Annotated in this window: 34 protein-coding genes and 1 pseudogene; 31 read left to right on the top strand and 4 right to left on the bottom strand. The window is 63.6% G+C overall.

The features are described from left to right. The first annotated feature begins 22 nt into the window (after window positions 1–22). The 28 genes from tuf to rplQ all read left to right on the top strand — a co-directional run bounded on the left by tuf (window position 23) and on the right by rplQ (window position 16,006). Window positions 23–1,213, top strand: coding sequence for an elongation factor Tu (gene tuf, locus ACFFWD_RS09425; protein ID WP_376964096.1), 1,191 nt, complete (start codon window positions 23–25; stop codon window positions 1,211–1,213). Between the two features lie 95 nt (window positions 1,214–1,308). After that, window positions 1,309–1,617, top strand: a complete 309-nt coding sequence (rpsJ, locus tag ACFFWD_RS09420; RefSeq protein WP_002712302.1) for a 30S ribosomal protein S10 — start codon at window positions 1,309–1,311, stop codon at window positions 1,615–1,617. A gap of 53 nt (window positions 1,618–1,670) precedes the next feature. Beyond that, window positions 1,671–2,390 (top strand): 50S ribosomal protein L3, encoded by a 720-nt coding sequence (rplC, locus tag ACFFWD_RS09415; RefSeq protein WP_376964086.1) that lies wholly within the window; start codon window positions 1,671–1,673, stop codon window positions 2,388–2,390. Window position 2,391: 1 nt separating this feature from the next. After that, the gene (gene rplD, locus ACFFWD_RS09410; RefSeq protein ID WP_376964083.1) at window positions 2,392–3,012 is read left to right on the top strand and encodes a 50S ribosomal protein L4; all 621 of its coding nucleotides are present in this window, start codon (window positions 2,392–2,394) and stop codon (window positions 3,010–3,012) included. After that, on the top strand, window positions 3,009–3,308 hold the full coding sequence (locus ACFFWD_RS09405; protein ID WP_376964080.1) for a 50S ribosomal protein L23: 300 nt from the start codon (window positions 3,009–3,011) through the stop codon (window positions 3,306–3,308). The genes rplD and ACFFWD_RS09405 overlap by 4 nt, the downstream gene beginning before the upstream one ends. Before the next feature lie 12 nt (window positions 3,309–3,320). Next, on the top strand, window positions 3,321–4,154 hold the full coding sequence (gene rplB / locus ACFFWD_RS09400) for a 50S ribosomal protein L2 (protein ID WP_376964077.1): 834 nt from the start codon (window positions 3,321–3,323) through the stop codon (window positions 4,152–4,154). A 12-nt stretch (window positions 4,155–4,166) separates the two neighbouring features. Further along, window positions 4,167–4,445 (top strand): 30S ribosomal protein S19, encoded by a 279-nt coding sequence (rpsS, locus tag ACFFWD_RS09395; protein WP_008136357.1) that lies wholly within the window; start codon window positions 4,167–4,169, stop codon window positions 4,443–4,445. A 10-nt stretch (window positions 4,446–4,455) separates the two neighbouring features. Beyond that, the gene (rplV, locus tag ACFFWD_RS09390) at window positions 4,456–4,842 is read left to right on the top strand and encodes a 50S ribosomal protein L22 (protein WP_376964063.1); all 387 of its coding nucleotides are present in this window, start codon (window positions 4,456–4,458) and stop codon (window positions 4,840–4,842) included. 20 nt (window positions 4,843–4,862) lie between these two features. Next, the gene (rpsC, locus tag ACFFWD_RS09385; protein WP_212397861.1) at window positions 4,863–5,561 is read left to right on the top strand and encodes a 30S ribosomal protein S3; all 699 of its coding nucleotides are present in this window, start codon (window positions 4,863–4,865) and stop codon (window positions 5,559–5,561) included. Window positions 5,562–5,591: 30 nt separating this feature from the next. Further along, complete coding sequence (rplP, locus tag ACFFWD_RS09380) at window positions 5,592–6,005, top strand: 50S ribosomal protein L16 (protein ID WP_376964060.1); 414 nt, start codon at window positions 5,592–5,594, stop codon at window positions 6,003–6,005. Window positions 6,006–6,010: 5 nt separating this feature from the next. Continuing rightward, a complete protein-coding gene (rpmC, locus tag ACFFWD_RS09375; protein WP_376964057.1) occupies window positions 6,011–6,217 on the top strand; it encodes a 50S ribosomal protein L29 in 207 nt (68 codons plus the stop codon). 10 nt (window positions 6,218–6,227) lie between these two features. Then, on the top strand, window positions 6,228–6,476 hold the full coding sequence (gene rpsQ, locus ACFFWD_RS09370; RefSeq protein ID WP_066499426.1) for a 30S ribosomal protein S17: 249 nt from the start codon (window positions 6,228–6,230) through the stop codon (window positions 6,474–6,476). Between the two features lie 75 nt (window positions 6,477–6,551). After that, window positions 6,552–6,920: a 50S ribosomal protein L14 gene (rplN, locus tag ACFFWD_RS09365; protein WP_011473865.1), complete on the top strand. Its 369-nt coding sequence runs from the start codon at window positions 6,552–6,554 to the stop codon at window positions 6,918–6,920. Continuing rightward, window positions 6,920–7,234 (top strand): 50S ribosomal protein L24, encoded by a 315-nt coding sequence (rplX, locus tag ACFFWD_RS09360; RefSeq protein ID WP_376964051.1) that lies wholly within the window; start codon window positions 6,920–6,922, stop codon window positions 7,232–7,234. Before rplN ends, rplX begins: the two co-directional genes overlap by 1 nt. Further along, on the top strand, window positions 7,227–7,784 hold the full coding sequence (gene rplE, locus ACFFWD_RS09355) for a 50S ribosomal protein L5 (RefSeq protein ID WP_376964048.1): 558 nt from the start codon (window positions 7,227–7,229) through the stop codon (window positions 7,782–7,784). Before rplX ends, rplE begins: the two co-directional genes overlap by 8 nt. A gap of 45 nt (window positions 7,785–7,829) precedes the next feature. Then, window positions 7,830–8,135, top strand: a complete 306-nt coding sequence (gene rpsN, locus ACFFWD_RS09350) for a 30S ribosomal protein S14 (RefSeq protein WP_376964045.1) — start codon at window positions 7,830–7,832, stop codon at window positions 8,133–8,135. Between the two features lie 16 nt (window positions 8,136–8,151). After that, the gene (gene rpsH / locus ACFFWD_RS09345; RefSeq protein ID WP_376964042.1) at window positions 8,152–8,550 is read left to right on the top strand and encodes a 30S ribosomal protein S8; all 399 of its coding nucleotides are present in this window, start codon (window positions 8,152–8,154) and stop codon (window positions 8,548–8,550) included. A 14-nt stretch (window positions 8,551–8,564) separates the two neighbouring features. Next, window positions 8,565–9,098 (top strand): 50S ribosomal protein L6, encoded by a 534-nt coding sequence (gene rplF / locus ACFFWD_RS09340; protein WP_376964039.1) that lies wholly within the window; start codon window positions 8,565–8,567, stop codon window positions 9,096–9,098. 11 nt (window positions 9,099–9,109) lie between these two features. Continuing rightward, window positions 9,110–9,469 carry a 50S ribosomal protein L18 gene (gene rplR / locus ACFFWD_RS09335; protein ID WP_376964036.1) on the top strand — a complete coding sequence of 120 codons (360 nt, stop codon included), beginning with the start codon at window positions 9,110–9,112 and terminating at the stop codon, window positions 9,467–9,469. A 72-nt stretch (window positions 9,470–9,541) separates the two neighbouring features. After that, the gene (rpsE, locus tag ACFFWD_RS09330) at window positions 9,542–10,117 is read left to right on the top strand and encodes a 30S ribosomal protein S5 (protein WP_016843761.1); all 576 of its coding nucleotides are present in this window, start codon (window positions 9,542–9,544) and stop codon (window positions 10,115–10,117) included. A 39-nt stretch (window positions 10,118–10,156) separates the two neighbouring features. Next, window positions 10,157–10,348 (top strand): 50S ribosomal protein L30, encoded by a 192-nt coding sequence (rpmD, locus tag ACFFWD_RS09325; protein WP_376964033.1) that lies wholly within the window; start codon window positions 10,157–10,159, stop codon window positions 10,346–10,348. A 21-nt stretch (window positions 10,349–10,369) separates the two neighbouring features. Continuing rightward, on the top strand, window positions 10,370–10,858 hold the full coding sequence (gene rplO / locus ACFFWD_RS09320; protein ID WP_376964030.1) for a 50S ribosomal protein L15: 489 nt from the start codon (window positions 10,370–10,372) through the stop codon (window positions 10,856–10,858). Between the two features lie 147 nt (window positions 10,859–11,005). Continuing rightward, a complete protein-coding gene (gene secY / locus ACFFWD_RS09315; RefSeq protein WP_376964027.1) occupies window positions 11,006–12,337 on the top strand; it encodes a preprotein translocase subunit SecY in 1,332 nt (443 codons plus the stop codon). 76 nt (window positions 12,338–12,413) lie between these two features. Beyond that, window positions 12,414–13,259 (top strand): adenylate kinase, encoded by an 846-nt coding sequence (locus tag ACFFWD_RS09310; protein ID WP_376964024.1) that lies wholly within the window; start codon window positions 12,414–12,416, stop codon window positions 13,257–13,259. A 188-nt stretch (window positions 13,260–13,447) separates the two neighbouring features. After that, on the top strand, window positions 13,448–13,816 hold the full coding sequence (gene rpsM / locus ACFFWD_RS09305; protein WP_376964021.1) for a 30S ribosomal protein S13: 369 nt from the start codon (window positions 13,448–13,450) through the stop codon (window positions 13,814–13,816). A gap of 123 nt (window positions 13,817–13,939) precedes the next feature. After that, complete coding sequence (gene rpsK, locus ACFFWD_RS09300) at window positions 13,940–14,329, top strand: 30S ribosomal protein S11 (protein WP_006021048.1); 390 nt, start codon at window positions 13,940–13,942, stop codon at window positions 14,327–14,329. Between the two features lie 114 nt (window positions 14,330–14,443). Then, the gene (locus ACFFWD_RS09295) at window positions 14,444–15,475 is read left to right on the top strand and encodes a DNA-directed RNA polymerase subunit alpha (RefSeq protein ID WP_376964013.1); all 1,032 of its coding nucleotides are present in this window, start codon (window positions 14,444–14,446) and stop codon (window positions 15,473–15,475) included. 114 nt (window positions 15,476–15,589) lie between these two features. After that, window positions 15,590–16,006: a 50S ribosomal protein L17 gene (gene rplQ, locus ACFFWD_RS09290; RefSeq protein ID WP_376964010.1), complete on the top strand. Its 417-nt coding sequence runs from the start codon at window positions 15,590–15,592 to the stop codon at window positions 16,004–16,006. Window positions 16,007–16,069: 63 nt separating this feature from the next. Here rplQ and ACFFWD_RS09285 read toward each other — a convergent pair whose 3' ends face one another. Next, window positions 16,070–18,055 (bottom strand): methyl-accepting chemotaxis protein, encoded by a 1,986-nt coding sequence (locus tag ACFFWD_RS09285; protein ID WP_376964007.1) that lies wholly within the window; start codon window positions 18,053–18,055, stop codon window positions 16,070–16,072. 469 nt (window positions 18,056–18,524) lie between these two features. Between ACFFWD_RS09285 and ACFFWD_RS09280 the strand changes: the two are divergent. Then, a pseudogene (locus ACFFWD_RS09280) lies at window positions 18,525–18,638 on the top strand (oxidoreductase); the annotation flags it as partial. Between the two features lie 10 nt (window positions 18,639–18,648). Then, window positions 18,649–18,945 (top strand): DUF1330 domain-containing protein, encoded by a 297-nt coding sequence (locus ACFFWD_RS09275; protein ID WP_376964004.1) that lies wholly within the window; start codon window positions 18,649–18,651, stop codon window positions 18,943–18,945. Window positions 18,946–18,996: 51 nt separating this feature from the next. Here the strand turns inward: ACFFWD_RS09275 and ACFFWD_RS09270 are convergent, their stop codons facing one another. From ACFFWD_RS09270 to ACFFWD_RS09260, 3 genes are all read right to left on the bottom strand, one after another. Then, a complete protein-coding gene (locus tag ACFFWD_RS09270) occupies window positions 18,997–20,127 on the bottom strand; it encodes an Rv3169 family protein (RefSeq protein ID WP_376964001.1) in 1,131 nt (376 codons plus the stop codon). Between the two features lie 123 nt (window positions 20,128–20,250). After that, window positions 20,251–21,330 carry a phosphotransferase gene (locus tag ACFFWD_RS09265; RefSeq protein ID WP_376963998.1) on the bottom strand — a complete coding sequence of 360 codons (1,080 nt, stop codon included), beginning with the start codon at window positions 21,328–21,330 and terminating at the stop codon, window positions 20,251–20,253. A 217-nt stretch (window positions 21,331–21,547) separates the two neighbouring features. Further along, the gene (locus ACFFWD_RS09260; RefSeq protein WP_376963995.1) at window positions 21,548–22,561 is read right to left on the bottom strand and encodes a zinc-binding alcohol dehydrogenase family protein; all 1,014 of its coding nucleotides are present in this window, start codon (window positions 22,559–22,561) and stop codon (window positions 21,548–21,550) included. Between the two features lie 122 nt (window positions 22,562–22,683). On the opposite strand from ACFFWD_RS09260, the gene ACFFWD_RS09255 reads away from it, so the two are divergent. Continuing rightward, complete coding sequence (locus tag ACFFWD_RS09255) at window positions 22,684–23,061, top strand: winged helix-turn-helix transcriptional regulator (RefSeq protein ID WP_376963992.1); 378 nt, start codon at window positions 22,684–22,686, stop codon at window positions 23,059–23,061. The last annotated feature ends 91 nt before the right edge of the window (window positions 23,062–23,152 follow it).

The following is a 23,152-nucleotide window of genomic DNA, read 5'->3' as shown; positions in this document are numbered from 1 at the left end:
TAACGATTGAACGGAGAGTCAAATGGCCAAAGCAAAATTTGAACGCACTAAACCGCACTGCAACATCGGAACCATCGGTCACGTCGACCATGGCAAGACCTCGCTGACCGCAGCGATCACCAAGGTGCTCGCAGAAACCGGTGGTGCAACGTTCACCGCCTACGACCAGATCGACAAGGCGCCGGAAGAGAAGGCCCGCGGCATCACCATCTCGACCGCTCACGTCGAGTACGAGACGAAGAACCGCCACTATGCCCACGTCGACTGCCCCGGCCACGCCGACTACGTGAAGAACATGATCACCGGCGCCGCGCAGATGGACGGTGCGATCCTGGTCGTGTCCGCCGCTGACGGCCCGATGCCGCAAACCCGCGAGCACATCCTGCTCGCCCGCCAGGTCGGCGTGCCCGCGCTCGTCGTGTTCCTCAACAAGTGCGACATGGTCGACGATCCGGAGCTGCTCGAGCTCGTCGAGCTCGAAGTCCGCGAGCTGCTTTCGAAGTACGAATTCCCGGGCGACAAGATTCCGATCATCAAGGGTTCGGCGCTCGCCGCCCTCGAAGACAAGGACAAGACGCTCGGCCACGACGCCATCCTCGAGCTGATGCGCAATGTCGACGAATACATCCCGCAGCCGGAGCGTCCGATCGACCAGCCGTTCCTGATGCCGGTTGAAGACGTGTTCTCGATCTCGGGCCGCGGCACCGTCGTCACCGGCCGTGTCGAGCGCGGCGTGATCAAGGTCGGCGAGGAAATCGAAATCGTCGGTATCCGCGACACCCAGAAGACCATCGTCACCGGCGTCGAAATGTTCCGCAAGCTGCTCGATCAGGGCCAGGCGGGCGACAACATCGGTGCGCTGCTCCGCGGTACCAAGCGCGAGGAAGTCGAGCGTGGCCAGGTGCTGTGCAAGCCGGGTTCGGTCAAGCCGCACACCAAGTTCAAGGCCGAGGCCTACATCCTCACCAAGGAAGAGGGCGGTCGTCACACCCCGTTCTTCACGAACTACCGTCCGCAGTTCTACTTCCGCACCACCGACGTGACCGGCGTCGTGCACCTGCCCGAAGGCACCGAGATGGTGATGCCGGGCGACAACATCGCGATGGAAGTGCACCTGATCGTGCCGATCGCGATGGAGGAAAAGCTGCGCTTCGCGATCCGCGAAGGCGGCCGCACCGTGGGCGCCGGCGTCGTCGCCGCCATCATCGAGTAAGGGTGGACTAGTCAAGTTGGCAGCGGGTGGGTTCACCCACCCGCTGCTCACCACTCGCTATTCGCTAATAGAGCGACGAAGAAAGAGATACGGCAATGAACGGCCAAAACATTCGCATCCGTCTCAAGGCGTTCGACCATCGGATCCTCGATACGTCGACCCGTGAGATCGTGAACACGGCGAAGCGCACCGGTGCGCAGGTTCGCGGACCCATTCCGCTGCCGACCCGCATCGAGAAGTTCACCGTCAACCGTTCGCCGCACGTTGACAAGAAGAGCCGCGAGCAATTCGAGATGCGCACCCACAAGCGCCTTCTCGACATTGTCGATCCGACCCCGCAGACCGTCGATGCGCTGATGAAGCTCGACCTGGCCGCCGGTGTCGACGTCGAGATCAAGCTCTAAGGTTTTGGATTTTTACGTCCGCGGTTGCGGACAGAAAGACAGGAAGCACGCCGATGCGCTCCGGAGTGATCGCACAAAAGGTCGGGATGACGCGGGTCTTTACGGAGACCGGCGAGCATATCCCTGTGACCGTGCTGAAGCTGGGCAACTGCCAGGTGCTGGGCCACCGCACGACCGCGAAGAACGGCTATGTCGCCCTTCAGCTCGGCGCGGGCGCCCGCAAGACCGTGTACATGCCCAAGGCCGAACGCGGCCAGTTCGCGGTCGCCAAGGTCGAGCCCAAGCGCAAGGTCGCCGAATTCCGCGTGTCCGAGGATGCGCTGATCCCGGTCGGCGCGGAAATCCAGGCGGACCATTTCGTGGTCGGCCAGTTTGTCGACGTCACCGGCACCTCGATCGGTAAGGGGTTCGCCGGCGGTATGAAGCGGTGGAACTTCGGCGGTCTGCGCGCCACGCACGGCGTGTCGATCTCGCACCGCTCGATCGGTTCGACCGGCGGCCGTCAGGACCCCGGCAAGACGTTCAAGAACAAGAAGATGCCCGGCCACATGGGCGTCGATCGCATCACCACGCTCAACCTGCGTGTGGTGCAGACCGATGTCGAGCGCGGCCTGATCCTCGTCGAAGGCGCCGTTCCCGGCTCCAAGGGCGGCTGGATCTCGGTGCGCGACGCGGTGAAGAAGCCGCTGCCGAAGGATGCCCCGAAGCCCGGCAAGTTCAAGGTTGCCGGCGGCGAGGCTGCCGAGGTTTCGGCCGAGAAGGAGGGTGCGTGAGATGGAACTGAAAGTCACGACCCTTGAAGGCAAGGACGCCGGATCGGTTGAGCTCTCGGACGCGATCTTCGGTCTCGAGCCGCGCGCCGACATCATTCAGCGCTGCGTGCAGTGGCAGCTGAACAAGCGGCAAGCCGGCACGCACAAAGCCCAGGGCCGCGCCGACGTCTGGCGCACCGGCAAGAAGATGTACAAGCAGAAGGGCACCGGCGGCGCCCGTCACGGCTCGGCCCGCGTGCCGCAGTTCCGCGGCGGTGGCCGTGCGTTCGGTCCGGTCGTTCGTTCGCACGCGACCGACCTGCCGAAGAAGGTGCGCGCGCTCGCGCTGAAGCATGCGCTGTCGGCCAAGGCCAAGGACGGCGGGCTGATCGTGATCGACGCTGCGGCGGTGAAGGAAGCCAAGACCAAGGCCCTGATCGGTCACTTCTCCGGCCTCGGGCTCACCAACGCGCTGATCATCGACGGCGCCGAGCTCAACACCGGTTTCGCGACTGCGGCCCGCAACATCCCCAACATCGACGTGCTGCCGATCCAAGGCATCAACGTCTATGACATTCTCCGCCGCCACAAGCTCGTGCTGACCAAGGCTGCGGTTGATGCGCTGGAGGCGCGCTTCAAATGAAGAATATCGACCCGCGCCATTACGACGTGATCGTCGCTCCTGTCGTGACGGAAAAGGCGACGCTCGCCTCCGAGCACAACAAGGTGCTGTTCAAGGTCGCGAGCAAGGCGACCAAGCCGCAGATCAAGGAAGCGGTCGAGAAGCTGTTCGACGTCAAGGTGAAGAGCGTCAACACCCTCGTTCGCAAGGGCAAGACCAAGGTGTTCCGCGGCAATCTCGGCTCGCAGTCGGACACCAAGCGCGCGATCGTGACCCTGGAAGAGGGCCACCGCATCGACGTGACTACCGGACTATAAGGCGCAACGACGATGGCATTGAAAACCTACAATCCCACGACGCCGGGCCAGCGCCAGCTGGTCATGGTCGATCGTTCGGCGCTCTACAAGGGCAAGCCGGTGAAAGCGCTGACCGAGGGCAAGCTCGGCAAGGGCGGCCGCAACAACACCGGCCGCATCACCGTGCGCTTCCGCGGCGGCGGCCACAAGAAGGCCTACCGCACCGTCGACTTCAAGCGCGACAAGGTGGACGTGCCCGCGACCGTCGAGCGGCTGGAGTATGATCCGAACCGCACCGCGTTCATCGCGCTGATCAAGTATGCTGACGGCGAGCAGGCCTATATCCTGGCGCCGCAGCGCCTGGCGGCGGGCGACACGGTGGTCGCCGGCAGCTATGTCGACGTCAAGCCCGGCAACGTCATGCCGCTCGGCAACATGCCGGTTGGCACGATCGTGCACAACATCGAGCTGAAGATCGGCAAGGGCGGCCAGCTGGCGCGCTCCGCCGGCACCTACGCCCAGATCGTCGGCCGCGACCAGGACTACGTGATCATCCGCCTGAACTCGGGCGAGCAGCGTCTCGTGCATGGCCGTTGCCGCGGCACGATCGGCGCGGTCTCCAATCCCGATCACATGAACATCTCGATCGGCAAGGCCGGTCGTACCCGCTGGCTCGGCTGGCGCCCGCACAACCGCGGCGTCGTCATGAACCCGATCGATCACCCGCACGGCGGTGGTGAAGGTCGTACCTCGGGCGGTCGTCACCCGGTCACCCCGTGGGGCAAGCCGACCAAGGGCAAGAAGACCCGCACCAACAAGTCGACCAACAAATTCATTCTCCTAAGCCGCCACAAGCGGAAGAAGTAAGGAACGCCGGACATGGTTCGTTCAGTCTGGAAAGGCCCGTTCGTCGAGGGTTCTCTGCTCAAGAAGGCAGATGCCGCCCGCGCGTCCGGCCGTCACGACGTCATCAAGATCTGGAGCCGTCGCTCGACCATCCTGCCGCAGTTCGTCGGCCTGACGTTCGGCGTCTACAACGGCCAGAAGCATGTGCCGGTGGCGGTCAACGAGGAAATGGTGGGTCACAAGTTCGGCGAGTTCTCGCCGACCCGTACCTTCCACGGCCACTCGGGCGACAAGAAAGCCAAGAAGGCTTGAGGATTAAGCGATGAGCAAACCAAAGCGCGAACGTAGCCTCGCGGACAATGAGGCCAAGGCCGTCGCCCGCATGCTGCGCGTCAGCCCGCAGAAGCTCAACCTGGTGGCGCAGCTGATCCGCGGCCGCAAGGCGTCCGCTGCACTCGCCGACCTGCAGTTCTCGCGCAAGCGGATCGCGGTCGACGTCAAGAAGTGCCTGGAATCGGCGATCGCGAACGCCGAGAACAATCATGATCTCGATGTCGACGATCTCGTCGTCGCCGAGGCGCATGTCGGCAACGGCATCGTGATGAAGCGTTTTGCCCCGCGCGGCCGTGGCCGTTCGGGCCGTGTGTACAAACCGTTCTCGCACCTGACCATCGTGGTTCGTCAGGTCGAGGCCGAGGCAAGCGCTTAAACAGGGCGCAGGAGAAGACGATGGGTCAAAAGATCAATCCAATCGGGCTGCGTCTCGGGATCAACCGGACCTGGGATTCCCGTTGGTTCGCCGGCAAGCAGGAATACGGCAAGCTGTTGCACGAAGACGTCAAGATCCGCGAGATCCTGCACAAGGAGCTCAAGCAGGCGGCTGTGGCGCGCATCGTGATCGAGCGCCCGCACAAGAAGTGCCGCGTGACGATCCACTCGGCGCGTCCGGGTGTCGTGATCGGCAAGAAGGGCGCCGACATCGACAAGCTGCGCAAGAAGGTCGCCGACATCACCTCGTCGGATGTCGTGATCAACATCGTCGAAATCCGCAAGCCGGAGCTCGACGCGACCCTGGTCGCTGAATCGATCGCCCAGCAGCTCGAGCGCCGCGTCGCGTTCCGCCGCGCCATGAAGCGCGCCGTGCAGTCGGCGATGCGCCTCGGCGCCGAAGGCATCCGCATCAACTGCTCCGGCCGTCTCGGCGGCGCCGAAATCGCGCGCATGGAGTGGTACCGCGAGGGCCGCGTGCCCCTGCATACGCTGCGCGCCGATGTCGACTACGGCGTTGCCACCGCGTTCACGACCTTCGGCACCTGCGGCGTCAAGGTCTGGATCTTCAAGGGCGAGATCCTCGAGCACGATCCGATGGCCCAGGACAAGAAGATGGCCGAGGGCGACACGCCGCGTTCGCGCCGCGACGCCGCTTGAGGCAAAGCAGGAATTTGAGGGCTTAAAGCCATGATGCAACCTAAGAAAACGAAGTTCCGGAAGGCGCATAAGGGCCGTATCCACGGCGTTGCGACCTCTGGCGCGACGTTGGCGTTCGGCCAGTTCGGCCTCAAGGCGATGGAGCCTGATCGCGTCACCGCCCGTCAGATCGAGGCCGCCCGCCGCGCGCTGACCCGTCACATGAAGCGCGCCGGCCGCGTCTGGATCCGCGTGTTCCCCGACGTGCCGGTGTCGAAGAAGCCCGCCGAAGTCCGCATGGGCTCCGGCAAGGGTTCGCCGGAATTGTGGGTGGTTCGGGTCAAGCCGGGCCGCGTGATGTTCGAGATCGACGGCGTGCCGGTGCAGACCGCGAAGGAAGCGCTGACGCTCGCCGCCGCCAAGCTGCCGATCAAGACGCGCTTCGTTGCGCGCATTGCGGAGTAATCGCCATGGCCGAGATGAAAGTCGAAGATATCCGCGCGATGAGCGACGACCAGCGGGACGACGCGATCCTCAACCTGAAGAAGGAGCGCTTCAACCTGCGCTTCCAGCGCGCCACCGGGCAGCTGGAGAACACCTCGCGGATGCGGGAAGCCCGCCGCGACATCGCCCGTATCAAGACCATCGCTGCCCAGCAGCGCGCGAAGAAGAAGTAAGGGGCCAGCTATGCCGAAACGTACTCTGCAGGGCGTGGTCGTCAGCGACAAGCAAGCCAAGACGGTTGTGGTGCGCGTCGATCGCCGCTTCACCCATCCGATCTACAAGAAGACGATCCGCCGTTCGAAGAACTATCACGCGCACGACGAGAACAACCAGTTCAAGCCGGGCGACATGGTCTGGATCGAGGAATCGAAGCCGATCTCGAAGCTGAAGCGCTGGACCGTGGTCCGGGGCGAACACAAGAAAACGGCCTGATTACTTCGGCTTGGCCGGAGCAATTCAGGGAAATTTTGAGCGCGCTAAAGCGCAGAAAGAGGACGAGGTGCATCAATGATTCAGATGCAGACCAACCTCGACGTGGCCGATAATTCAGGCGCACGCCGTGTCATGTGCATCAAGGTTCTTGGAGGTTCCAAGCGCCGCTATGCCACCGTGGGCGACGTTATCGTTGTGTCGATCAAGGAAGCCATTCCGCGTGGCAAGGTGAAGAAGGGCGACGTGATGAAGGCCGTCGTGGTGCGCGTCCGCAAGGACATCCGCCGCGCCGACGGTTCGGTCATCCGTTTCGACCGCAACGCCGCGGTGCTGATCAACAACCAGTCGGAGCCGGTCGGCACCCGTATCTTCGGGCCGGTGCCGCGCGAGCTTCGCGCCAAGAACCACATGAAGATCATTTCGCTCGCGCCGGAGGTGCTGTGATGGCTGCCAAGATCCGCAAAGGCGACAAGGTCATCGTGCTGACCGGCCGCGACAAGGGCCGCACCGGCGAGGTGTTCGAGGTGCGTCCGGACGAGAACAAGGCGCTCGTCCGTGGCATCAACATGGTGAAGCGTCACCAGAAGCAGACCCAGTCCCAGGAGGGCGGCATCATCTCCAAGGAGATGCCGATCCATCTGTCCAACATTGCGTATGTCGGCAAGGACGGAAAGCCGACCCGCGTTGGGTTCAAGATTCAGGCCGATGGCAAGAAGGTCCGTATTGCCAAGAGCTCGGGAGCAGAGATCGATGGCTGATACCGCTTACGTTCCGCGCCTGCGCGCGGAGTATGACAAGAAGATCCGCGGCATGATGACCGAGAAGTTCGGCTATGCCAACGTGATGCAGGTTCCGCGCCTGGACAAGGTCGTGCTCAACATGGGCGTCGGCGAGTCCGTCAACGACCGCAAGAAGGCCGAGACCGCCGCTGCCGAGCTCTCCCAGATCGCCGGCCAGAAGGCGATCGTGACCTATTCGCGGATCGCCATCGCGACCTTCAAGCTGCGTGAGAACCAGCCGATCGGCTGCAAGGTCACGCTGCGCAAGGCCCACATGTACGAGTTCATCGACCGCCTGGTGAACGTGGCGCTGCCCCGCGTCCGCGACTTCCGCGGCCTGAACCCGAAGAGCTTCGACGGCCGCGGCAACTACTCGCTCGGCATCAAGGAGCACATCATTTTCCCCGAGATCGACTTCGACAAGGTCTCGGAAGCGCGTGGCATGGACATCACGGTCTGCACCACCGCCAAGACCGACGACGAGGCGCGCGCCTTGTTGACCGCTTTCAATTTCCCGTTCCGGCAGTGAGTAGCTGAACAAGGCCACTCAAACGCGGATACCCAGGAGCCAAGCATGGCAAAGAAGAGTTCAATCGAGAAGAACAACCGGCGCAAGCGGATGGCGAAGAACGCCGCCCCGCAGCGCGCGAAGCTGAAGGCGATCATCGCCGACAAGACCAAGCCGATGGAAGAGCGCTTCGCGGCGACGCTGAAGCTCGCCGAGATGCCGCGCAACTCGTCGCCGACGCGCATCCGCAACCGTTGCGAGCTCACCGGCCGTCCGCGCTCGAACTATCGCAAGAACAAGCTCTCCCGCATCGCGCTGCGTGAACTCGGCTCCAAGGGCCTGGTTCCCGGGCTCGTGAAGTCGAGCTGGTAAGGGGAGGGTCGGAACAATGTCTACGCACGATCCGATCAGCGATCTCATCACCCGCATCCGCAACGCGCAGATGCGTTCGAAGTCCAAGGTCTCGAGCCCGGGCTCGAAGATGCGCGCCAACGTGCTCGAGGTTTTGAAGACCGAGGGGTACATCCGCGGTTACGCCAGTGTCGAGCATGCGTCCGGCCGCAGCGAGCTCGAGATCGAGCTGAAGTATTTCGACGGCGAGCCCGTCATTCGCGAGATCGAGCGGGTGTCGAAGCCCGGCCGCCGCGTTTACGCCTCGGTGAAGAACCTGCCGCGCGTGAACAACGGTCTCGGCATTTCGGTGTTGTCGACGCCGAAGGGAATCATGGCTGACCACGAGGCGCGCGAGGCGAACGTGGGCGGCGAAGTTCTCTTCACGGTGTTCTGAGGAAGGAATTTACGATGTCACGTATCGGCAAGCGGCCGGTGACGATCCCGTCGGGTGTGACGGCGACCGTGGAAGGCCAGACGGTAAAGGTGAAGGGGCCGAAGGGCCAGCTTCAGTTCGTCGTGCATGACGACGTCGAGGTGAAGTTCGAGAACGGCCAGGTCAAGGTCGCGCCGCGCGTCAAGACCAACCGCGCGCAGGCGATGTACGGCACCGCGCGCGCCCAGGTCGCCAACCTCGTCGAGGGCGTCACCAAGGGCTTCGAGAAGAAACTCGAGATCACCGGCGTCGGTTACCGCGCCGCGATGCAGGGCAAGAACCTGCAGCTCGCGCTCGGCTACAGCCACGACGTTGTCTACGTGATCCCGGAAGGCATCACCATCGCGGTGCCGAAGCCGACCGAGATCACGATCACCGGCAACGATCCGCAGCGCGTCGGCCAGGTCGCCGCCGAGATCCGCGCCTACCGTCCGCCGGAGCCGTACAAGGGCAAGGGCGTGAAGTACGCCAACGAATTCATCTTCCGCAAGGAAGGCAAGAAGAAGTAACGGAGCCGGTCATGTCACTCAAGGTTACGAATGCCCGGCGCAAGCAGCGCGTGCGCCTTGCGCTTCGCCGCTCGGCAGGCGGCCGTCCGCGGCTGTCGGTGTTCCGCTCGTCCAAGCACATCTACGCCCAGGTGATCGACGACCAGAAGGGCGAGACGCTCGCGTCCGCCTCGTCACTGGAGAAGGCGATGCGCGACGCCGGCAAGACCGGCGCCGACATCGACGCGGCGAAGGCGGTCGGCAAGCTGCTCGCGGAGCGCGCGGCACAGAAGGGTGTCAAGGAAGTCGTGTTCGATCGCGGCGCCTACATCTACCACGGGCGCGTCAAGGCGCTCGCGGATGCGGCGCGCGAAGGCGGACTGAGCTTCTAAGAGTTCTGCGTCTAACCGAATTGAACGATTACGAGGAAAGAGGCGTAGGCCTCCTAGAGATTGGAAAACACCATGGCAGGTGAACGCGAACGCGGCGGACGCGAACGGAGCAGGGAGCGCGAGGAGCGCGACAGCGAGTTCGTCGACAAGCTCGTCCACATCAATCGCGTGGCGAAGGTCGTCAAGGGCGGCAAGCGCTTCGGCTTCGCGGCGCTGGTCGTGATCGGCGACCAGAAGGGCCGGGTCGGTTTCGGCCACGGCAAGGCGCGTGAAGTGCCGGAAGCGATCCGCAAGGCGACCGAATCGGCCAAGCGCAACCTGACGCGCGTCGCGCTCCGCGAAGGCCGCACGCTGCATCACGACATCGCCGGCCGTCACGGCGCCGGCCGCGTCTACCTGCGCGCCGCTCCGGCCGGTACCGGCATCATCGCCGGCGGCCCGATGCGCGCGGTGTTCGAAACGCTCGGCATCCAGGACGTGGTGGCGAAGTCGATCGGCTCGTCGAATCCCTACAACATGGTTCGCGCGACCTTCGACGCGCTGAAGCATCAGGATTCGCCGCGCTCGGTGGCCGCCCGCCGCAACATCAAGGTCTCCACCCTGCAGTCGCGCCGCGTCGGCGGCGACGCCGAAGTGGTGGCGGAATAATAACGCGCGCTTCTCCAAGCGCTATTCGGAGTTACTGTCATGGCCAAGGCCAGCAAGACGATCAAGGTCGAGCAGACCGGCAGCGCGATCCGCCGCCATCACTCGCAGCGTTCGACGCTGATCGGCCTCAAGCTCAACAAGATCGGCCGGGTTGCCGAGCTGCAGGACACCCCTGAAGTTCGTGGCATGATCAACAAGGTCCAGCATCTCGTCCGCGTCGTCGGCGAGTAAGCAGAAGATAGGAGAAGGGCGATGAAGCTCAGCGATATCGCCGACAACGCCGGCTCGCGCAAGAAGCGCATGCGTGTCGGCCGTGGCATCGGTTCCGGCAAGGGCAAGACCTCCGGCCGCGGCGGCAAGGGCCAGACCGCGCGTTCGGGCGTCCGCATCAAGGGTTTTGAAGGCGGCCAGATGCCGATGCATCGCCGTCTGCCCAAGCGCGGCTTCAACAACATCTTCCGGCTCGACTTCGCCGAGATCAACCTCGACCGTCTGCAGGACGCGATCGACAACAAGCTGATCGACGCCGCCAGCACCGTGAACGCCGAATCGCTGGTCAAGGCCGGCGTGCTGCGCCGCGCCAAGGACGGCGTGCGGCTGCTCGGCCGCGGCGAGATCAAGGCCAAGCTGACCATCGAGGTGCACGGCGCCTCCAAGTCGGCCGTTGCCGCGGTCGAGAAGGCCGGCGGCTCGGTCAAGATCCTGGCGCCCGCCAAGAAGGAAGAAGGCGAGGCGGCGTAACATCTGCGTCATTGCCCGCGCACGGCGCGGGCAATCCGCGGATCGAACGATGGACTTATCGAGGCCGAGCACCAGATAATGTCCGGCGTCTGCCGATTTCCCCTCCTGGAGGGGATCGGCGAACGGGGCTCCGGGAGAAAGCCAAACATGGTCTCAGCAGCGGAACAACTTGCAGCCAACCTGAATTTCGCCGCCCTCGGCAAGGCCGACGAGCTGAAGAAGCGCATCTGGTTCACGCTGGGTGCGCTGCTTGTTTATCGGCTCGGCACCTACATCCCGCTGCCGGGCATCGATCCCAACATCTGGGAGCAGGTGTTCCGCTCGCAGGCCGGCGGCATCCTCGGCATGTTCAACATGTTCGCCGGCGGCGGCATCCACCGCATGGCGATCTTCGCGCTGAACATCATGCCGTATATCTCGGCATCGATCATCATCCAGCTCCTGACCACGGTTTCGCCCCAGCTCGAAGCGCTGAAGAAGGAAGGCGAGGCGGGCCGCAAGACGCTGAACCAGTACACCCGCTACCTGACGGTGTTCCTCGCCGCGGCGCAGTCCTACGGCATCGCGGTTGGCCTCCAGGGCGCCGGCAACGTCGTCAGCGATCCCGGCATGTTCTTCCTGCTGTCGACCACGATCACGCTGACCGGCGGCACCATGTTCCTGATGTGGCTCGGCGAGCAGATCACCTCGCGCGGCATCGGTAACGGCATCTCGCTGATCATCCTGGCCGGCATCGTCGCCGAGCTACCGTCAGCGCTGGCCAACATGCTGGAACTCGGCCGCCAGGGCGCGATGTCGACCGGGCTGATCCTGATCGTCATCGTGATGGCGGTCGCCGTGATCGCCTTCATCGTGTTCATGGAGCGCGCGCAGCGCCGGCTCCTGATCCAGTATCCGAAGCGCCAGGTCGGCAACAAGATGTTCGAGGGCCAGTCCTCGCATCTGCCGCTCAAGCTCAACACGTCAGGCGTGATTCCGCCGATCTTCGCCTCGTCGCTGCTCCTGCTGCCGACCACGGTGGCGAACTTCTACGCCGGCAAGGGACCGGAGTGGTTCCAGTGGATCACCACCCAGCTCAGCCATGGCCGTCCGCTGTTCCTGATCCTCTATCTCGCGCTGATCGTGTTCTTCGCGTTCTTCTACACCGCGATCGTGTTCAACCCGACCGAGACTGCGGACAACCTGAAGAAGCATGGCGGCTTCATCCCGGGCATCCGTCCGGGCGAGCGCACCGCCGAGTACATCGATTATGTGCTGTCGCGCATCACCGTGCTCGGCGCGATCTACCTCGCGATCGTCTGTCTGATCCCGGAAATTCTGATTTCCTACGCCTCGGTGCCCTTCTACTTTGGTGGCACTTCGCTGCTGATCGTCGTCAGCGTTACGATGGACACGGTGGCGCAGGTTCAGGGTTATCTGCTGGCCCACCAGTATGAAGGGCTGATCAGGAAGTCCAAACTCCGGGGCCGCCGCCGCTGATCGCGGCACGCGGCGGTCTCAAACTCCAAAACACAGGTGTGCGGATCTCGCTCACCAAGCCGGGGGGCGAATAATCATGAGATTGATCCTTTTGGGGCCGCCGGGCTCGGGCAAGGGGACCCAGGCACAGCGGCTGGTGCATAAGCACGGCATCGTGCAGCTCTCGACCGGCGAGATGCTGCGCGCGGCGGTTGCCGCCGGAACGCCGATCGGCCTGCAGGCCAAGGAGATCATGGCCAATGGCGGGCTGGTGCCCGACGAGGTCGTGGTCGGAATCATCGCCGACCGGATCGAGCTGCCTGACGCCAAGAAGGGCTTCATCCTCGACGGCTTCCCGCGCACCGTGCCGCAGGCGGCCGCGCTCGACGAGCTGCTGAAGAAGAAGCACCTCAAGCTCGACGCCGTGATCGAGCTCCGCGTCAACGAGAGCGCGCTGCTCGACCGCGTCGAGAGGCGTGCCGAGGAGACCCGGGCGCGCGGCGAGGAGGTCCGCCTCGACGACACGCCTGAGGTGCTGACCAAGCGCCTGGCGCAGTACCGCTCCCTGACCGAACCCCTGATTCATTACTACTCGGAGCGGCGGAAGCTCCTGACCGTCGATGGCATGATGACCATCGAGCACGTCACCCGCGAAATTAACCGAATCCTGGGCGCCATCGGGGCCCTGGAACCGAAGGCCGAAGCGCCGGTCAAGAAGGCTGCCAAAGCGGTCGCCAAGACGGTTGCAGAGGGGACCAAAAAGCCGGCCAAAGCGGCCAAGAAAGCCGCCAAGGGGGCCAAGAAGGCCGCCAAACCGGCCGCCAAGGCCGCCAAGAGCGTCTCCAAGGCTAGGAGGGCGTTGAAGGTCGGGGGCGCCCGGAAGGTCGCGAAGGCAGTCAAGAAGCCGGCAAAAAAGCTCACGAAAAAGCGAGCTAAGCGCTAGGAGCGGTTGACGAAACCGACATGAATCCTTTAATAAGCCCCGCATCCAAGTCGGATAGTTTTATGACGATGCCGGGCCCCGAAGGACACAAGGGGAAGGGCGTCGTGTTCGCGTTTGCGGACACTTGCCCGAGATAGCAAGAACTTACAGCCCGTATCCGTGAGGGATCGGCGACAGGAGAGAAGTCCGTGGCCCGTATTGCCGGCGTGAACATTCCCACCAACAAGCGCGTGCTGATCGCGCTTCAGTACATCCATGGCATTGGCCAAAAGAACGCGGCCGACATCATGGAGAAGGTCAAGATTCCGCTGGACCGTCGCGTCAACCAGCTGACCGACCAGGAAGTCCTGCAGATCCGCGAAGTCATCGACCGCGACTATCTCGTCGAGGGCGATCTCCGTCGCGAGGTCGGCATGAACATCAAGCGGCTGATGGATCTCGGCTGCTATCGCGGCCTGCGTCATCGCCGCGGTCTGCCGGTGCGCGGCCAGCGCACCCACACCAATGCGCGCACGCGCAAGGGGCCGGCCAAGGCCATCGCCGGCAAGAAGAAGTAAGTTTCGCGAATGGCGGATGGGGAGTGGCGAATATCTATTCGCTGCTCCCCATCCGCTGATCGCTTTTTGAGGTGTAGCCGCTGGCACTACGGCGGCGCTTGAGATCACAGGAAAGGTTTAGGAATGGGCAAGGAAGCCACCCGCGTGCGCCGCCGCGAACGCAAGAACATCGCCTCCGGCATCGCGCACGTGAATTCGTCGTTCAACAACACGACCATCACCATCACCGACGCGCAGGGCAACACCATCGCCTGGTCGTCGGCCGGCACGATGGGCTTCAAGGGCTCGCGCAAGTCGACCCCGTATGCCGCGCAGGTTGCGGCCGAGGACGTCTCCAAGAAGGCGCAGGAGCACGGCATGCGCACGCTGGAAGTCGAAGTGGCCGGCCCCGGTTCGGGCCGCGAATCGGCGCTTCGCGCGCTGCAGGCTGCGGGCTTCACCGTCACCTCGATCCGCGACGTGACCACGATCCCGCACAATGGTTGCCGTCCGCGCAAGCGCCGGCGCGTCTGATTGATGTCGCGAGCGGCCGGGCCGCTCGCGATCGTTTTTGGAATTGACCGCGCGGACTGTTCCGCGATCTCCAACGCCAGGTACGGCCATTCGACTGGCCCGAACGACCGGCAAATGGGTGAAACAGTGACGATCCAGAAAAATTGGCAAGAACTCATTCGACCGAACAAGCTGCAGGTGACGCCGGGCTCTAACGCGACCCGGTTCGCCACCGTCGTCGCCGAGCCGCTCGAGCGCGGCTTCGGCCAGACGCTGGGTAACGCGCTGCGCCGAATCCTGCTGTCCTCGCTGCAGGGCGCGGCGGTGCAGTCGGTGCATATCGACGGCGTGCTGCACGAGTTCTCCTCGATCGCCGGCGTCCGCGAGGACGTCACCGACATCGTGCTCAACATCAAGGACATCTCGATCAAGATGCAGGGCGAAGGCCCGAAGCGCATGGTCGTGAAGAAGCAGGGCCCGGGTGTCGTCACCGCCGGCGACATCCAGACCGTCGGCGACGTCACCGTGCTCAACCCCGACCTGCAGCTCTGCACGCTGGACGAGGGCGCCGAGATCCGCATGGAGTTCACGGTCACGACCGGCAAAGGATACGTCGCCGCCGAGCGCAACCGTCCCGAGGATGCGCCGATCGGCCTGATCCCGGTCGACAGCCTGTTCTCGCCGGTCCGCAAGGTTTCCTACAAGGTCGAGAACACCCGCGAGGGCCAGATCCTCGACTACGACAAGCTGACCATGACGATCGAGACCAATGGCGCGATCACGCCGGATGACGCGGTGGCCTACGCCGCGCGCATCCTGCAGGATCAGCTCAACGTGTTCGTCAACTTCGAGGAGCCGCGCAAGGAAGTCGCGCAGGAGATCATCCCCGATCTCGCCTTCAACCCGGCGTTCCTCAAGAAGGTCGACGAGCTCGAGCTGTCGGTGCGTTCGGCAAACTGCCTGAAGAACGACAATATCGTCTACATCGGCGACCTCGTGCAGAAGTCGGAAGCGGAAATGCTCCGCACCCCGAACTTCGGCCGCAAGTCGCTGAATGAGATCAAGGAAGTGCTGGCCCAGATGGGTCTGCACCTCGGCATGGAAGTGCCGGGTTGGCCGCCGGAGAACATCGACGAGCTCGCCAAGCGCTTCGAGGATCACTACTGAGTACCGTGACGGCCGGCTGGTCCGGCCGTCATTTTTCGCGGGCGAACGCAGGCAGCCCACCTGAGCAACATGTCCGACGAACCGTCGCGGCAGATAGAAAGTAAGGAATAGACTATGCGTCACGGCAAGGTTCATCGGAAGCTCAACCGCACCGCCGAGCACCGGCGTGCGATGTTCGCCAACATGGCGGCGGCCCTGATCAAGCACGAGCAGATCGTCACCACGCTGCCGAAGGCCAAGGAGCTGCGGCCGATCGTCGAGAAGCTCGTCACCCTCGGCAAGAAGGGCGGGCTCGCGCTGCGCCGTCAGGCGATCTCGGAGCTGCGTGACGTCGATCAGGTCAAGAAGCTGTTCGACACCCTGGCCACCCGCTACAAGGACCGCCAGGGCGGCTACACCCGCATCATCAAGGCCGGCTTCCGTTACGGCGACAATGCGGCGATGGCCGTGATCGAGTTCGTCGACCGCGACGTCGATGCCAAGGGCCAGGACTCCGGTCCGACCCAGGAGAAGGAGGCCGAGGCGGCGTAAGCCGGTCTCAGCACGGATTTCGAAAGCGGCGCCTTCGGGCGCCGTTTTTTTGTGCCCATTCTGCTAGCCGGCGCGGATGGTGGCGATGAAACTCTCGAGCTCGTGCTTGAGACGATTGTTGCCGTCCGAGAGTAGCCTTGCCGAGTTCAGGACCTGGGAAGAGGCGCTGCCCGTCCTGGAGGCGCCGCTTGCCACTTGTCCGATGCTGGCGGCGACCTGGGACGTTCGTTCCGAAGCGATTTGGATGTTCTGCGCGATGCTCCGTGTCGCGCTGCCTTGCTCCTCGATGGCCTTCGCAATACGCGAGGCGATCTGGGACATCCGGCTGATGATGCCGACGATATCGCTGATCGCGCCGGCGGACTCCCTTGTCGCGGACTGGATGCCTGCGATCTGGTCCCGGATGTCCTCGGTTGCTTCCGCAGTCTGCTTGGCCAGCGTCTTGACCTCTTGGGCAACCACGGCGAAGCCGGCGCCGGCCGCCCCGGCCCGGGCGGCCTCGATCGTCGCATTCAGGGCGAGCAGGTTTGTCTGCTGCGCGATTGTTGCAATCAACTGTACAACGCTGCCGATGCGGTCGGCAGCGGATGCCAGGAGTGCCATGCGATCGTCGGTTTGCTTCGCTTGCTGAACGGCATCCTTGGCGATGCTGGCCGATTCTTCCACCTGGCGACCGATTTCGGAAACGGAGGCGATCATCTGCTCCGTGGCGGCCGCGACCAGCCTGACATTGCCGGACGCTTCTTCGGACGCCGCAGCGGCATTTGCTGACATGTCCTGGGTCTGGTGGGCTGTGTCGCTCAAGCCTCGGGCAGAGGCGGCAAGGTCCTCGGATGCGGCTGAAACCGTCTCGATGACGCTGTCGGCGCTGGCCTCGAATGCTCCGGCCAGTCGCGCCAGCTCGGCCTTGTGCCGATCCGCGGCGCGGCGGTCTTCCTCTCGCCTGGCTTCGAGCTCGAGGTCGGCTTTTTCCTTCGCTTTGACCTTGAAGGATTCGACGGCCTGCGCCATTTCGCCGATCTCGTCCGTGCGTTCCAGACCAGGCAGAACGACGTCAAATCGCCCGTCAGCCAATTGGCGCATCGCAGCGCTCATCCGGCTGATCAGTCCGGCGACGTGCCGGCCGAAAAACACGGCAAACAGAGTGAGAACGAACGCGGTCAGCCCGATCAGCCAGGTCAGCGTCTGCCTGAACTCATCGGCCCGGCGCTGCGCGAACTCGGCGCGGGAGTTGGCAGCCTCGGCGGCCTTGATCAGCACCGGCCGGGTCCGGTCAAAGATCTGATTGAGGTCGTCCATCTGATCATCGAGCGTCTGGCGCGTAACGAGGAAGCCGGCGAACGCAAGCTTGTAGGATCGAACGAGAGCTAGGACTTCGGATTTCACCTCCGGGGATAAGGCGGACGCGGCCAGCGCGGTCTCGAACTCGGCTTCGCGCTCGTTGAGCTGGTCGCCAAATCGTTCTTCGCCGCTCAGGATGAAATCCTTCTCGTGACGGCGCATCGTGAGCAGCAGGACGGTGAGCCGGGGTTGGTCGATCTGCCCCAGCCGGGCTTCGATTTGCCGGACCGCACTGTGCAACTTTCCCTGCAAGCCATCATTTTCACTCAAGCCCAGCACGCGTTGAGCGCCGACGATGTTCTGGAATCTCGTCGCGTAAAGATTGATGCCGCTCCGCAGGGAAGACACCTGCCTGACTGGATCGCCCTCCGGCGCGGCCATCGCGAAAGCTTCGAGCTTGTCGAGCACTGCAACCTCGTCCTGAACACGATCGACGAGCTTCTTTGCCAGACCTTCATCGTGCAAGCGGAGAAATTTGGCTGCGATCTGCTGCGTCTCCAGAAAGCTGTCCGACAGCTCGGACAGTTGTGTTCTGAAGCGCATGCTGTCGTCCGAATAGCGTTGGACGCGCGCGGCGTAGTCGAGGCCGCCGAGAGAGGTTACGCTGACGATGGCCACCCCGCCGATGCCAAGCAGCGCGATCTGGGTTTTGAGGCTTGGGCGGAATCGTTTCAGGACTTTCGCGGCGAGCAGTTTCGTTGTGGACATTGCGAGCATGTGATCCTGCGTTCCCGTCGACACCGGGCTCTGACGTCGTTGTCCCGCGTGAGAAGGTCAGTGTCCGGTTGCCAATTTGCGGTGAGGCTTACCGGCGTTGAATTGACAATCTGTGAAAAGGATCAGTGCGCGCGCGGTGCTTTATGTGACCGCTGGATGACAGCAAGACAGCAATGCAAGGTGGATCAAACAAAGGTGGATCAAACAGAAGTCTCATCTCGCTCTTCGACGCGCTGAAGATGGCACCGCAGGCGCGGCTTTTGTTCGGTGCCGTCGTTCGCGCGAGGTTGATCGCGCTGCCTGGGCTTGGACCAGCACGGTATCCCGTGGCCGCGCATTATTTGCGTATCTGCCGTGTTCGAGCCGCGGTTGCAGCGGCGCGATCACGCGCAGATATCCTGCTCCAGGACCGACAGGAGATCTCGGCAACGCGATTGCCAAGGGGCTGGCGGCGACCGGCGCCGAGGTTAGTAAGATCGCCAACCTCGTTGTCTACGTGTGCTCGAAGAAGGCTTCCCCGACCAACGGCGCAGCGCTGCGCGCCGAGGGCGGTATCATCAACACCATCGCGTGAGGGACCGCGTATGCCGGCCTATGTGATTTCCGAAGTGGACGTGCGGGATGCGGCGGGTTTCGAGGCCTATCGGACCCTCGCGGCCAAAACCATCACGCAATATGGCGGGCGTTATCTCGTGCGCGGTGGTGCCGCTGATGTGGCCGAAGGCGGACCACCGCCGAAGAACATCATCGTCGTCGAATTTCCGTCGATGGCGCGCCTGCGTGAATGGTACGCGTCGCCGGAATATGCCGAGGCGCTCAAGCATCGGCGGACCGCGCTGGACCGCCGGCTGATCTTCGTCGAGGGCGTGCCGCCGGTCTAAGCTGCAGGTCCGTCGGCAGACGCGCGCGCCAGTCTTGCTGGCTATCCATTGCTAGCTATCCTTGGCCCCGTCGAGGAAACCGCCGAAGCCGGCGGGTGCGTAGGGGCCGAAGCACAATTGCTCGAGGACGCCGATTCCGGTCTGGCCGCCCTGGCGGGCGCGCACAACCTGTTGCACATGAACGTTCTCCCGGGCCAGCGGGTCGAGCGTCATGGGATCGAACGACTCGCCCCCGACCTCCAGCTCTCCCTTCCACATGCCCTGGCCCCATTGCGGATGACCGTAGCCGAGGCCTTTCATCTGGAATTTGAGGATCGGGTCGAGCGCGATCGTGCTTGTCCGGCCGTCGATATCGACAAGGTCGATTTCCGCGGAACGCGCAAGCCGCGTGTTCGGAACGTATTTCACACGGTGCCGCGCGGTCGCCATGCGGCGGTCGAGCCCATCGACGACGCCGGGGATATCCGCCTCGCTTTGGTAGAGCGGCGCGGTGAAGCCCTCGCGGACCAGTGCCTCGCCATGCGTCCCATCGAAAAAGATGGCGTGCGAAATGTGGTCGTCCCAAAACAGCGGCGCCCAGAGGAAGAACACGCTCGGCGGCGGCATCGGCGCGCCTCCGACGTCCCGTTCGCCGACGTTGCGAACGCCCCATGAGCGATCCTTGGTGCCGTAGCATGACCGATCGTCGACCTTGATCGCGCCGTCGGGGTGGCGAACGACGCCGCGCCAGCGGCCGAACTGGTCGAACCGGGTCGAGTCCATGACGCGGCGGTCGCCCGACCAAAGGGTCTGGCGGGCTTCCTGGATCGCGGCGGTGCGCGCGGAGAAGGTCAGATCGCAGGCCAGGCCTGTCGCATTGTCGTCAAGCACGACCCGGGTCCGCAGCATCGGTTCGAGGACCTCGAGCCGGAATGGACCGACTTGCATCTCGGTGCGCTCGATCGGGGCACGCCGCGAGCCGTAAAAGCAGTGCTGTCGTCCGCCGCGCTCCACGACGCTGAAAGCGCAATCGAGGATCTTGCGGTGCGGATAGATCGCCATGCCGATGCCGAAATAATACGAGCCGTCGGCCGCATAGCCATTGAACCAGGTCCGATCATAGACGTTGCGGTCGCTGCTGAAGGGAACCGCGATCGGTTCGGGCGTCTGGTGGATTGGAAAGTCGTCAAATTTGCTGAGCACGCCGTTCCCTTTCGCTGTTTTGCCCGGTGCTTTGGTTCTGATTGAATCAGAACCCAAGCTCCGGATTCTTGTTTCGACGCGTTTTCTTCACGCGAACCGGTATCCACCTCGCTCGAAAACGTTCTAGTCCTGCCAGAACGAAAAACTGTTGTGATCGAGCGCCTGCGCGCATGCGCCTCGGGTCATTTTCAGGAACAGGGCATCGCCGCGCTCGGAGCGCTGGACGCTGAGAGCCGAGACAACGCCCATCATGATCCCATGCAGGGTGTAGCGACGATAGTCCCGCCAACACTGGTCCCAGCCATAGTCCCGTACGCCACGGCGGATTAGTTCCGAATGATAGAACCGCACCAGGTCGCCTTCGTGAAGCCGCCGTTCGGACGGATCGATGCCGGCCGACAGGAAATAGGCGACGTCGACGATTCCTGGCCCGACCGTCAGCGTCTGCCAGTCCAGCGTCGCCATCGGGCGGGTGTTGCCCCGCACGTCGAACAGGATGTTGTCCAGCCTGAAGTCAGCATGCTGCAGCGTTCGCGGCGTCGACCGATCTGACTGGTAGCGCGACATCGCGTCCGGAAGTCGGTCGACGAGCGCCAGGAATTCCGGCTCGATCGCGTCGCGATATCGATCCTTGTAGTGGCCGATGATGGCGGGCAGCGTCGCGCGGAAATCCTTGCGCCTGCTTGCGTTGGCTGCAAAGCAATGCACCGCGTCCAGGGTCGGATCGCTCCAGCGCGGTGCATGCAATGCGGCAGCTTCGGCCATGGCCGTCTGGCTGTCCGCGACCGAGCATCCGGCGAGTTGGTCACCCTGGCGAGCGGGCGCCAGATCCTCCAGGATCAGCGTGAAGTCGTCGGTCGCCGGATCGATTTCCGCGAGGATCGGTCGCGGCGTGTGGATTGCGACCGTCGTCGCCAGCTCGCGATAGAATGCGACCTCGCGGACATAAAGCATGTGCGCGGAGCCGGACCTGCGGCTCTCCGGATTTGCGGCTGGGAATTTGCCGATGACGCTCGGCGGCGCTTTTGGCTCATCACCGTCATAGGTCAGGCGAAAGCGATAGCTGTCGCCGACGAGGCCATTGCCGACCGGCTTGCACGCGAGATCGACGACCCTGGCCTGGTCGATCACACCGGCTTCGCGCAGCGCCCGCGTCATCCACTCCGGATCGATCCGCGACGGATCGGCCGTGAGCAAACTCATCGGCTTCCTCCCATCCCCGTAGGGGCTCACCGCCGCTCCAGCCGCTTCTTGCGTCGGCCGGATTGAGGACGGGGTGATCGTTCCGCAAGTTATACAGGCTATGCCGCGCCTTTGGCAAAACCGATGCGCCGGTCCATGGGGAAATCATGCCCGAGAATCTGGCGAAGCGGCGCTTCGCGCTTTTGCCCGGGCATGACAAGGCGGATGCCGGAACGTCCTACCACCCTTCCAGCACGATCTTGCCGCGCGACTTGCCGCTTTCGAGCAGCGCGTGCGCGCGCTTGAGGTTGGCGGCATTGATGGTGCCAAACGTCTGGTCGAGCGTGGTGCGCAGCACGCCCTTGTCGATGAGGTCGGCGACGTCGTTGAGCAGATGATTCTGCGCGATCATGTCAGGCGTCTGGAACGACGAGCGCGTGAACATCGATTCCCAGTGCACCGAGACCGCCTTGCCCTTGAATACGGCGACGTTGAACTCCGGCGGATCATCGATCAGGCCGAACTTGCCTTGCGGCGCGATGAAGTCGGCGATCGCCTTGTAATGCTGGTCGGTGAAGGTGAGACTGGCGACGAGGCCGACCGGCGGCAATTTCAGCGCCTCGATCTGCTCCTTCATCGGCTTCGAATGGTCGATCACGGCATGCGCGCCGAGATCGCGGCACCATTGTTGCGACTCCGGCCGCGTCGCGGTCGCAACCACCGTGAGGCCGGTGAGGCGGCGCGCGAGCTGGATCAGGATCGAGCCGACGCCGCCGGCGCCGCCCGTGATCAGGAGCGTGCGCGGGTCGAGGCTCTTGCCCGGCACCGCGCCGAGGCGGTCGAACAGCAACTCCCACGCGGTGATCGAGGTCAGCGGCAGCGCCGCGGCCTGCGCGAATGACAGCGATGACGGCTTCCTGCCGACGATGCGCTCATCGACCAAATGAAACTCCGAATTGGTCCCCTGGCGCTGGATCGAGCCGGCGTAGAACACCTCGTCGCCCGGCTTGAACAGGCCGACCTCGGGACCGACCGCATCGACGATCCCGGCGGCATCGAAGCCGAGGATCTTGTATTCGCCCGCCGGCGGGGCGGCGCGCTTGCGCACCTTGTAGTCGACCGGATTGGCCGAGATCGCCTTCACCGCGACCCTGATGTCACGGCCCTTCGGCTCCGGCTTTGCGGTCTCGAAATCGATCAGCGAATCCGCCGCCTCGATCGGCAGCGATTTTTGGTATCCGACGGCCTTCATGGCTTCTCTCCATCTGCTGGCGTGTCCGTGCCATCAGCGTAATTGTCCAGCTGGCACCAGATTGGCAAGTACTGTAAATACGGGGAACTAGTCCCTATTTGGATACTAATGGGAAAATCCTGATGAAACGGAAGAATTTCGCCCATCGGCCGGGCTGCGCGGTCGAAGCGACGCTCGATTTGATCGACGGCAAATGGAAGGGCGTGATCCTGTTTCATCTGCAGGCCGGCACCCAGCGCTTCGGCGAATTGCGGCGGCGGATGCCGGGCATCACCCAGCGCATGCTGACCAAGCAGCTCCGCGCGCTCGAGGACGATGGTCTCGTGATCCGCAAGGTCTATGCCGAGGTGCCGCCGCGGGTCGAATACACGCTGTCCGCGATCGGCGAGAGCTTGCGGCCTGTGATCGATATCCTGAAGGCGTGGGGCGAGAGCCATCGGGAGCGGCTGTCCTGTGCGCCGGCGCCTGAGGTGGTGAAGAAGCCGAAACGCGCGGCCTGAAAGCAAGAAGCCGGGAGCGGTCGGGCCGCTCCCGGCTTTTGCGTGTCATCGACAGAACGCGACTTCAGACCAGAAAGCGACCTTGGATCAG

Origin of the sequence: Bradyrhizobium erythrophlei (genome assembly GCF_042430365.1) — a bacterium.
Taxonomy (GTDB): domain Bacteria; phylum Pseudomonadota; class Alphaproteobacteria; order Rhizobiales; family Xanthobacteraceae; genus Bradyrhizobium; species Bradyrhizobium erythrophlei.
This window is presented reverse-complemented; position numbering and strand designations above follow the sequence as displayed.

Bases quoted from the DNA above. Each gene is read 5' to 3' on its own strand.
- rpsH (WP_376964042.1), top strand. From the start codon at position 8,152: ATGTCTACGCACGATCCGATCAGCGATCTCATCACCCGCATCCGCAAC.
- rplQ (WP_376964010.1), top strand. From the start codon at position 15,590: ATGCGTCACGGCAAGGTTCATCGGAAGCTCAACCGCACCGCCGAGCAC.
- rplP (WP_376964060.1), top strand. From the start codon at position 5,592: ATGATGCAACCTAAGAAAACGAAGTTCCGGAAGGCGCATAAGGGCCGT.
- rplB (WP_376964077.1), top strand. From the start codon at position 3,321: ATGGCATTGAAAACCTACAATCCCACGACGCCGGGCCAGCGCCAGCTG.
- rplX (WP_376964051.1), top strand. From the start codon at position 6,920: ATGGCTGCCAAGATCCGCAAAGGCGACAAGGTCATCGTGCTGACCGGC.
- rplE (WP_376964048.1), top strand. From the start codon at position 7,227: ATGGCTGATACCGCTTACGTTCCGCGCCTGCGCGCGGAGTATGACAAG.
- ACFFWD_RS09285 (WP_376964007.1), bottom strand. From the start codon at position 18,055: ATGTCCACAACGAAACTGCTCGCCGCGAAAGTCCTGAAACGATTCCGC.
- tuf (WP_376964096.1), top strand. From the start codon at position 23: ATGGCCAAAGCAAAATTTGAACGCACTAAACCGCACTGCAACATCGGA.
- ACFFWD_RS09295 (WP_376964013.1), top strand. From the start codon at position 14,444: ATGGGTGAAACAGTGACGATCCAGAAAAATTGGCAAGAACTCATTCGA.
- ACFFWD_RS09405 (WP_376964080.1), top strand. From the start codon at position 3,009: ATGAAGAATATCGACCCGCGCCATTACGACGTGATCGTCGCTCCTGTC.
- rplD (WP_376964083.1), top strand. From the start codon at position 2,392: ATGGAACTGAAAGTCACGACCCTTGAAGGCAAGGACGCCGGATCGGTT.
- secY (WP_376964027.1), top strand. From the start codon at position 11,006: ATGGTCTCAGCAGCGGAACAACTTGCAGCCAACCTGAATTTCGCCGCC.
- rpmD (WP_376964033.1), top strand. From the start codon at position 10,157: ATGGCCAAGGCCAGCAAGACGATCAAGGTCGAGCAGACCGGCAGCGCG.
- rpmC (WP_376964057.1), top strand. From the start codon at position 6,011: ATGGCCGAGATGAAAGTCGAAGATATCCGCGCGATGAGCGACGACCAG.
- rplC (WP_376964086.1), top strand. From the start codon at position 1,671: ATGCGCTCCGGAGTGATCGCACAAAAGGTCGGGATGACGCGGGTCTTT.
- rpsJ (WP_002712302.1), top strand. From the start codon at position 1,309: ATGAACGGCCAAAACATTCGCATCCGTCTCAAGGCGTTCGACCATCGG.
- rpsS (WP_008136357.1), top strand. From the start codon at position 4,167: ATGGTTCGTTCAGTCTGGAAAGGCCCGTTCGTCGAGGGTTCTCTGCTC.
- rpsN (WP_376964045.1), top strand. From the start codon at position 7,830: ATGGCAAAGAAGAGTTCAATCGAGAAGAACAACCGGCGCAAGCGGATG.
- ACFFWD_RS09265 (WP_376963998.1), bottom strand. From the start codon at position 21,330: ATGAGTTTGCTCACGGCCGATCCGTCGCGGATCGATCCGGAGTGGATG.
- rpsE (WP_016843761.1), top strand. From the start codon at position 9,542: ATGGCAGGTGAACGCGAACGCGGCGGACGCGAACGGAGCAGGGAGCGC.
- ACFFWD_RS09255 (WP_376963992.1), top strand. From the start codon at position 22,684: ATGAAACGGAAGAATTTCGCCCATCGGCCGGGCTGCGCGGTCGAAGCG.
- rpsK (WP_006021048.1), top strand. From the start codon at position 13,940: ATGGGCAAGGAAGCCACCCGCGTGCGCCGCCGCGAACGCAAGAACATC.
- ACFFWD_RS09260 (WP_376963995.1), bottom strand. From the start codon at position 22,561: ATGAAGGCCGTCGGATACCAAAAATCGCTGCCGATCGAGGCGGCGGAT.
- rpsQ (WP_066499426.1), top strand. From the start codon at position 6,228: ATGCCGAAACGTACTCTGCAGGGCGTGGTCGTCAGCGACAAGCAAGCC.
- rpsC (WP_212397861.1), top strand. From the start codon at position 4,863: ATGGGTCAAAAGATCAATCCAATCGGGCTGCGTCTCGGGATCAACCGG.
- rplF (WP_376964039.1), top strand. From the start codon at position 8,565: ATGTCACGTATCGGCAAGCGGCCGGTGACGATCCCGTCGGGTGTGACG.
- rplR (WP_376964036.1), top strand. From the start codon at position 9,110: ATGTCACTCAAGGTTACGAATGCCCGGCGCAAGCAGCGCGTGCGCCTT.
- rplO (WP_376964030.1), top strand. From the start codon at position 10,370: ATGAAGCTCAGCGATATCGCCGACAACGCCGGCTCGCGCAAGAAGCGC.
- rplV (WP_376964063.1), top strand. From the start codon at position 4,456: ATGAGCAAACCAAAGCGCGAACGTAGCCTCGCGGACAATGAGGCCAAG.
- ACFFWD_RS09310 (WP_376964024.1), top strand. From the start codon at position 12,414: ATGAGATTGATCCTTTTGGGGCCGCCGGGCTCGGGCAAGGGGACCCAG.
- ACFFWD_RS09275 (WP_376964004.1), top strand. From the start codon at position 18,649: ATGCCGGCCTATGTGATTTCCGAAGTGGACGTGCGGGATGCGGCGGGT.
- rplN (WP_011473865.1), top strand. From the start codon at position 6,552: ATGATTCAGATGCAGACCAACCTCGACGTGGCCGATAATTCAGGCGCA.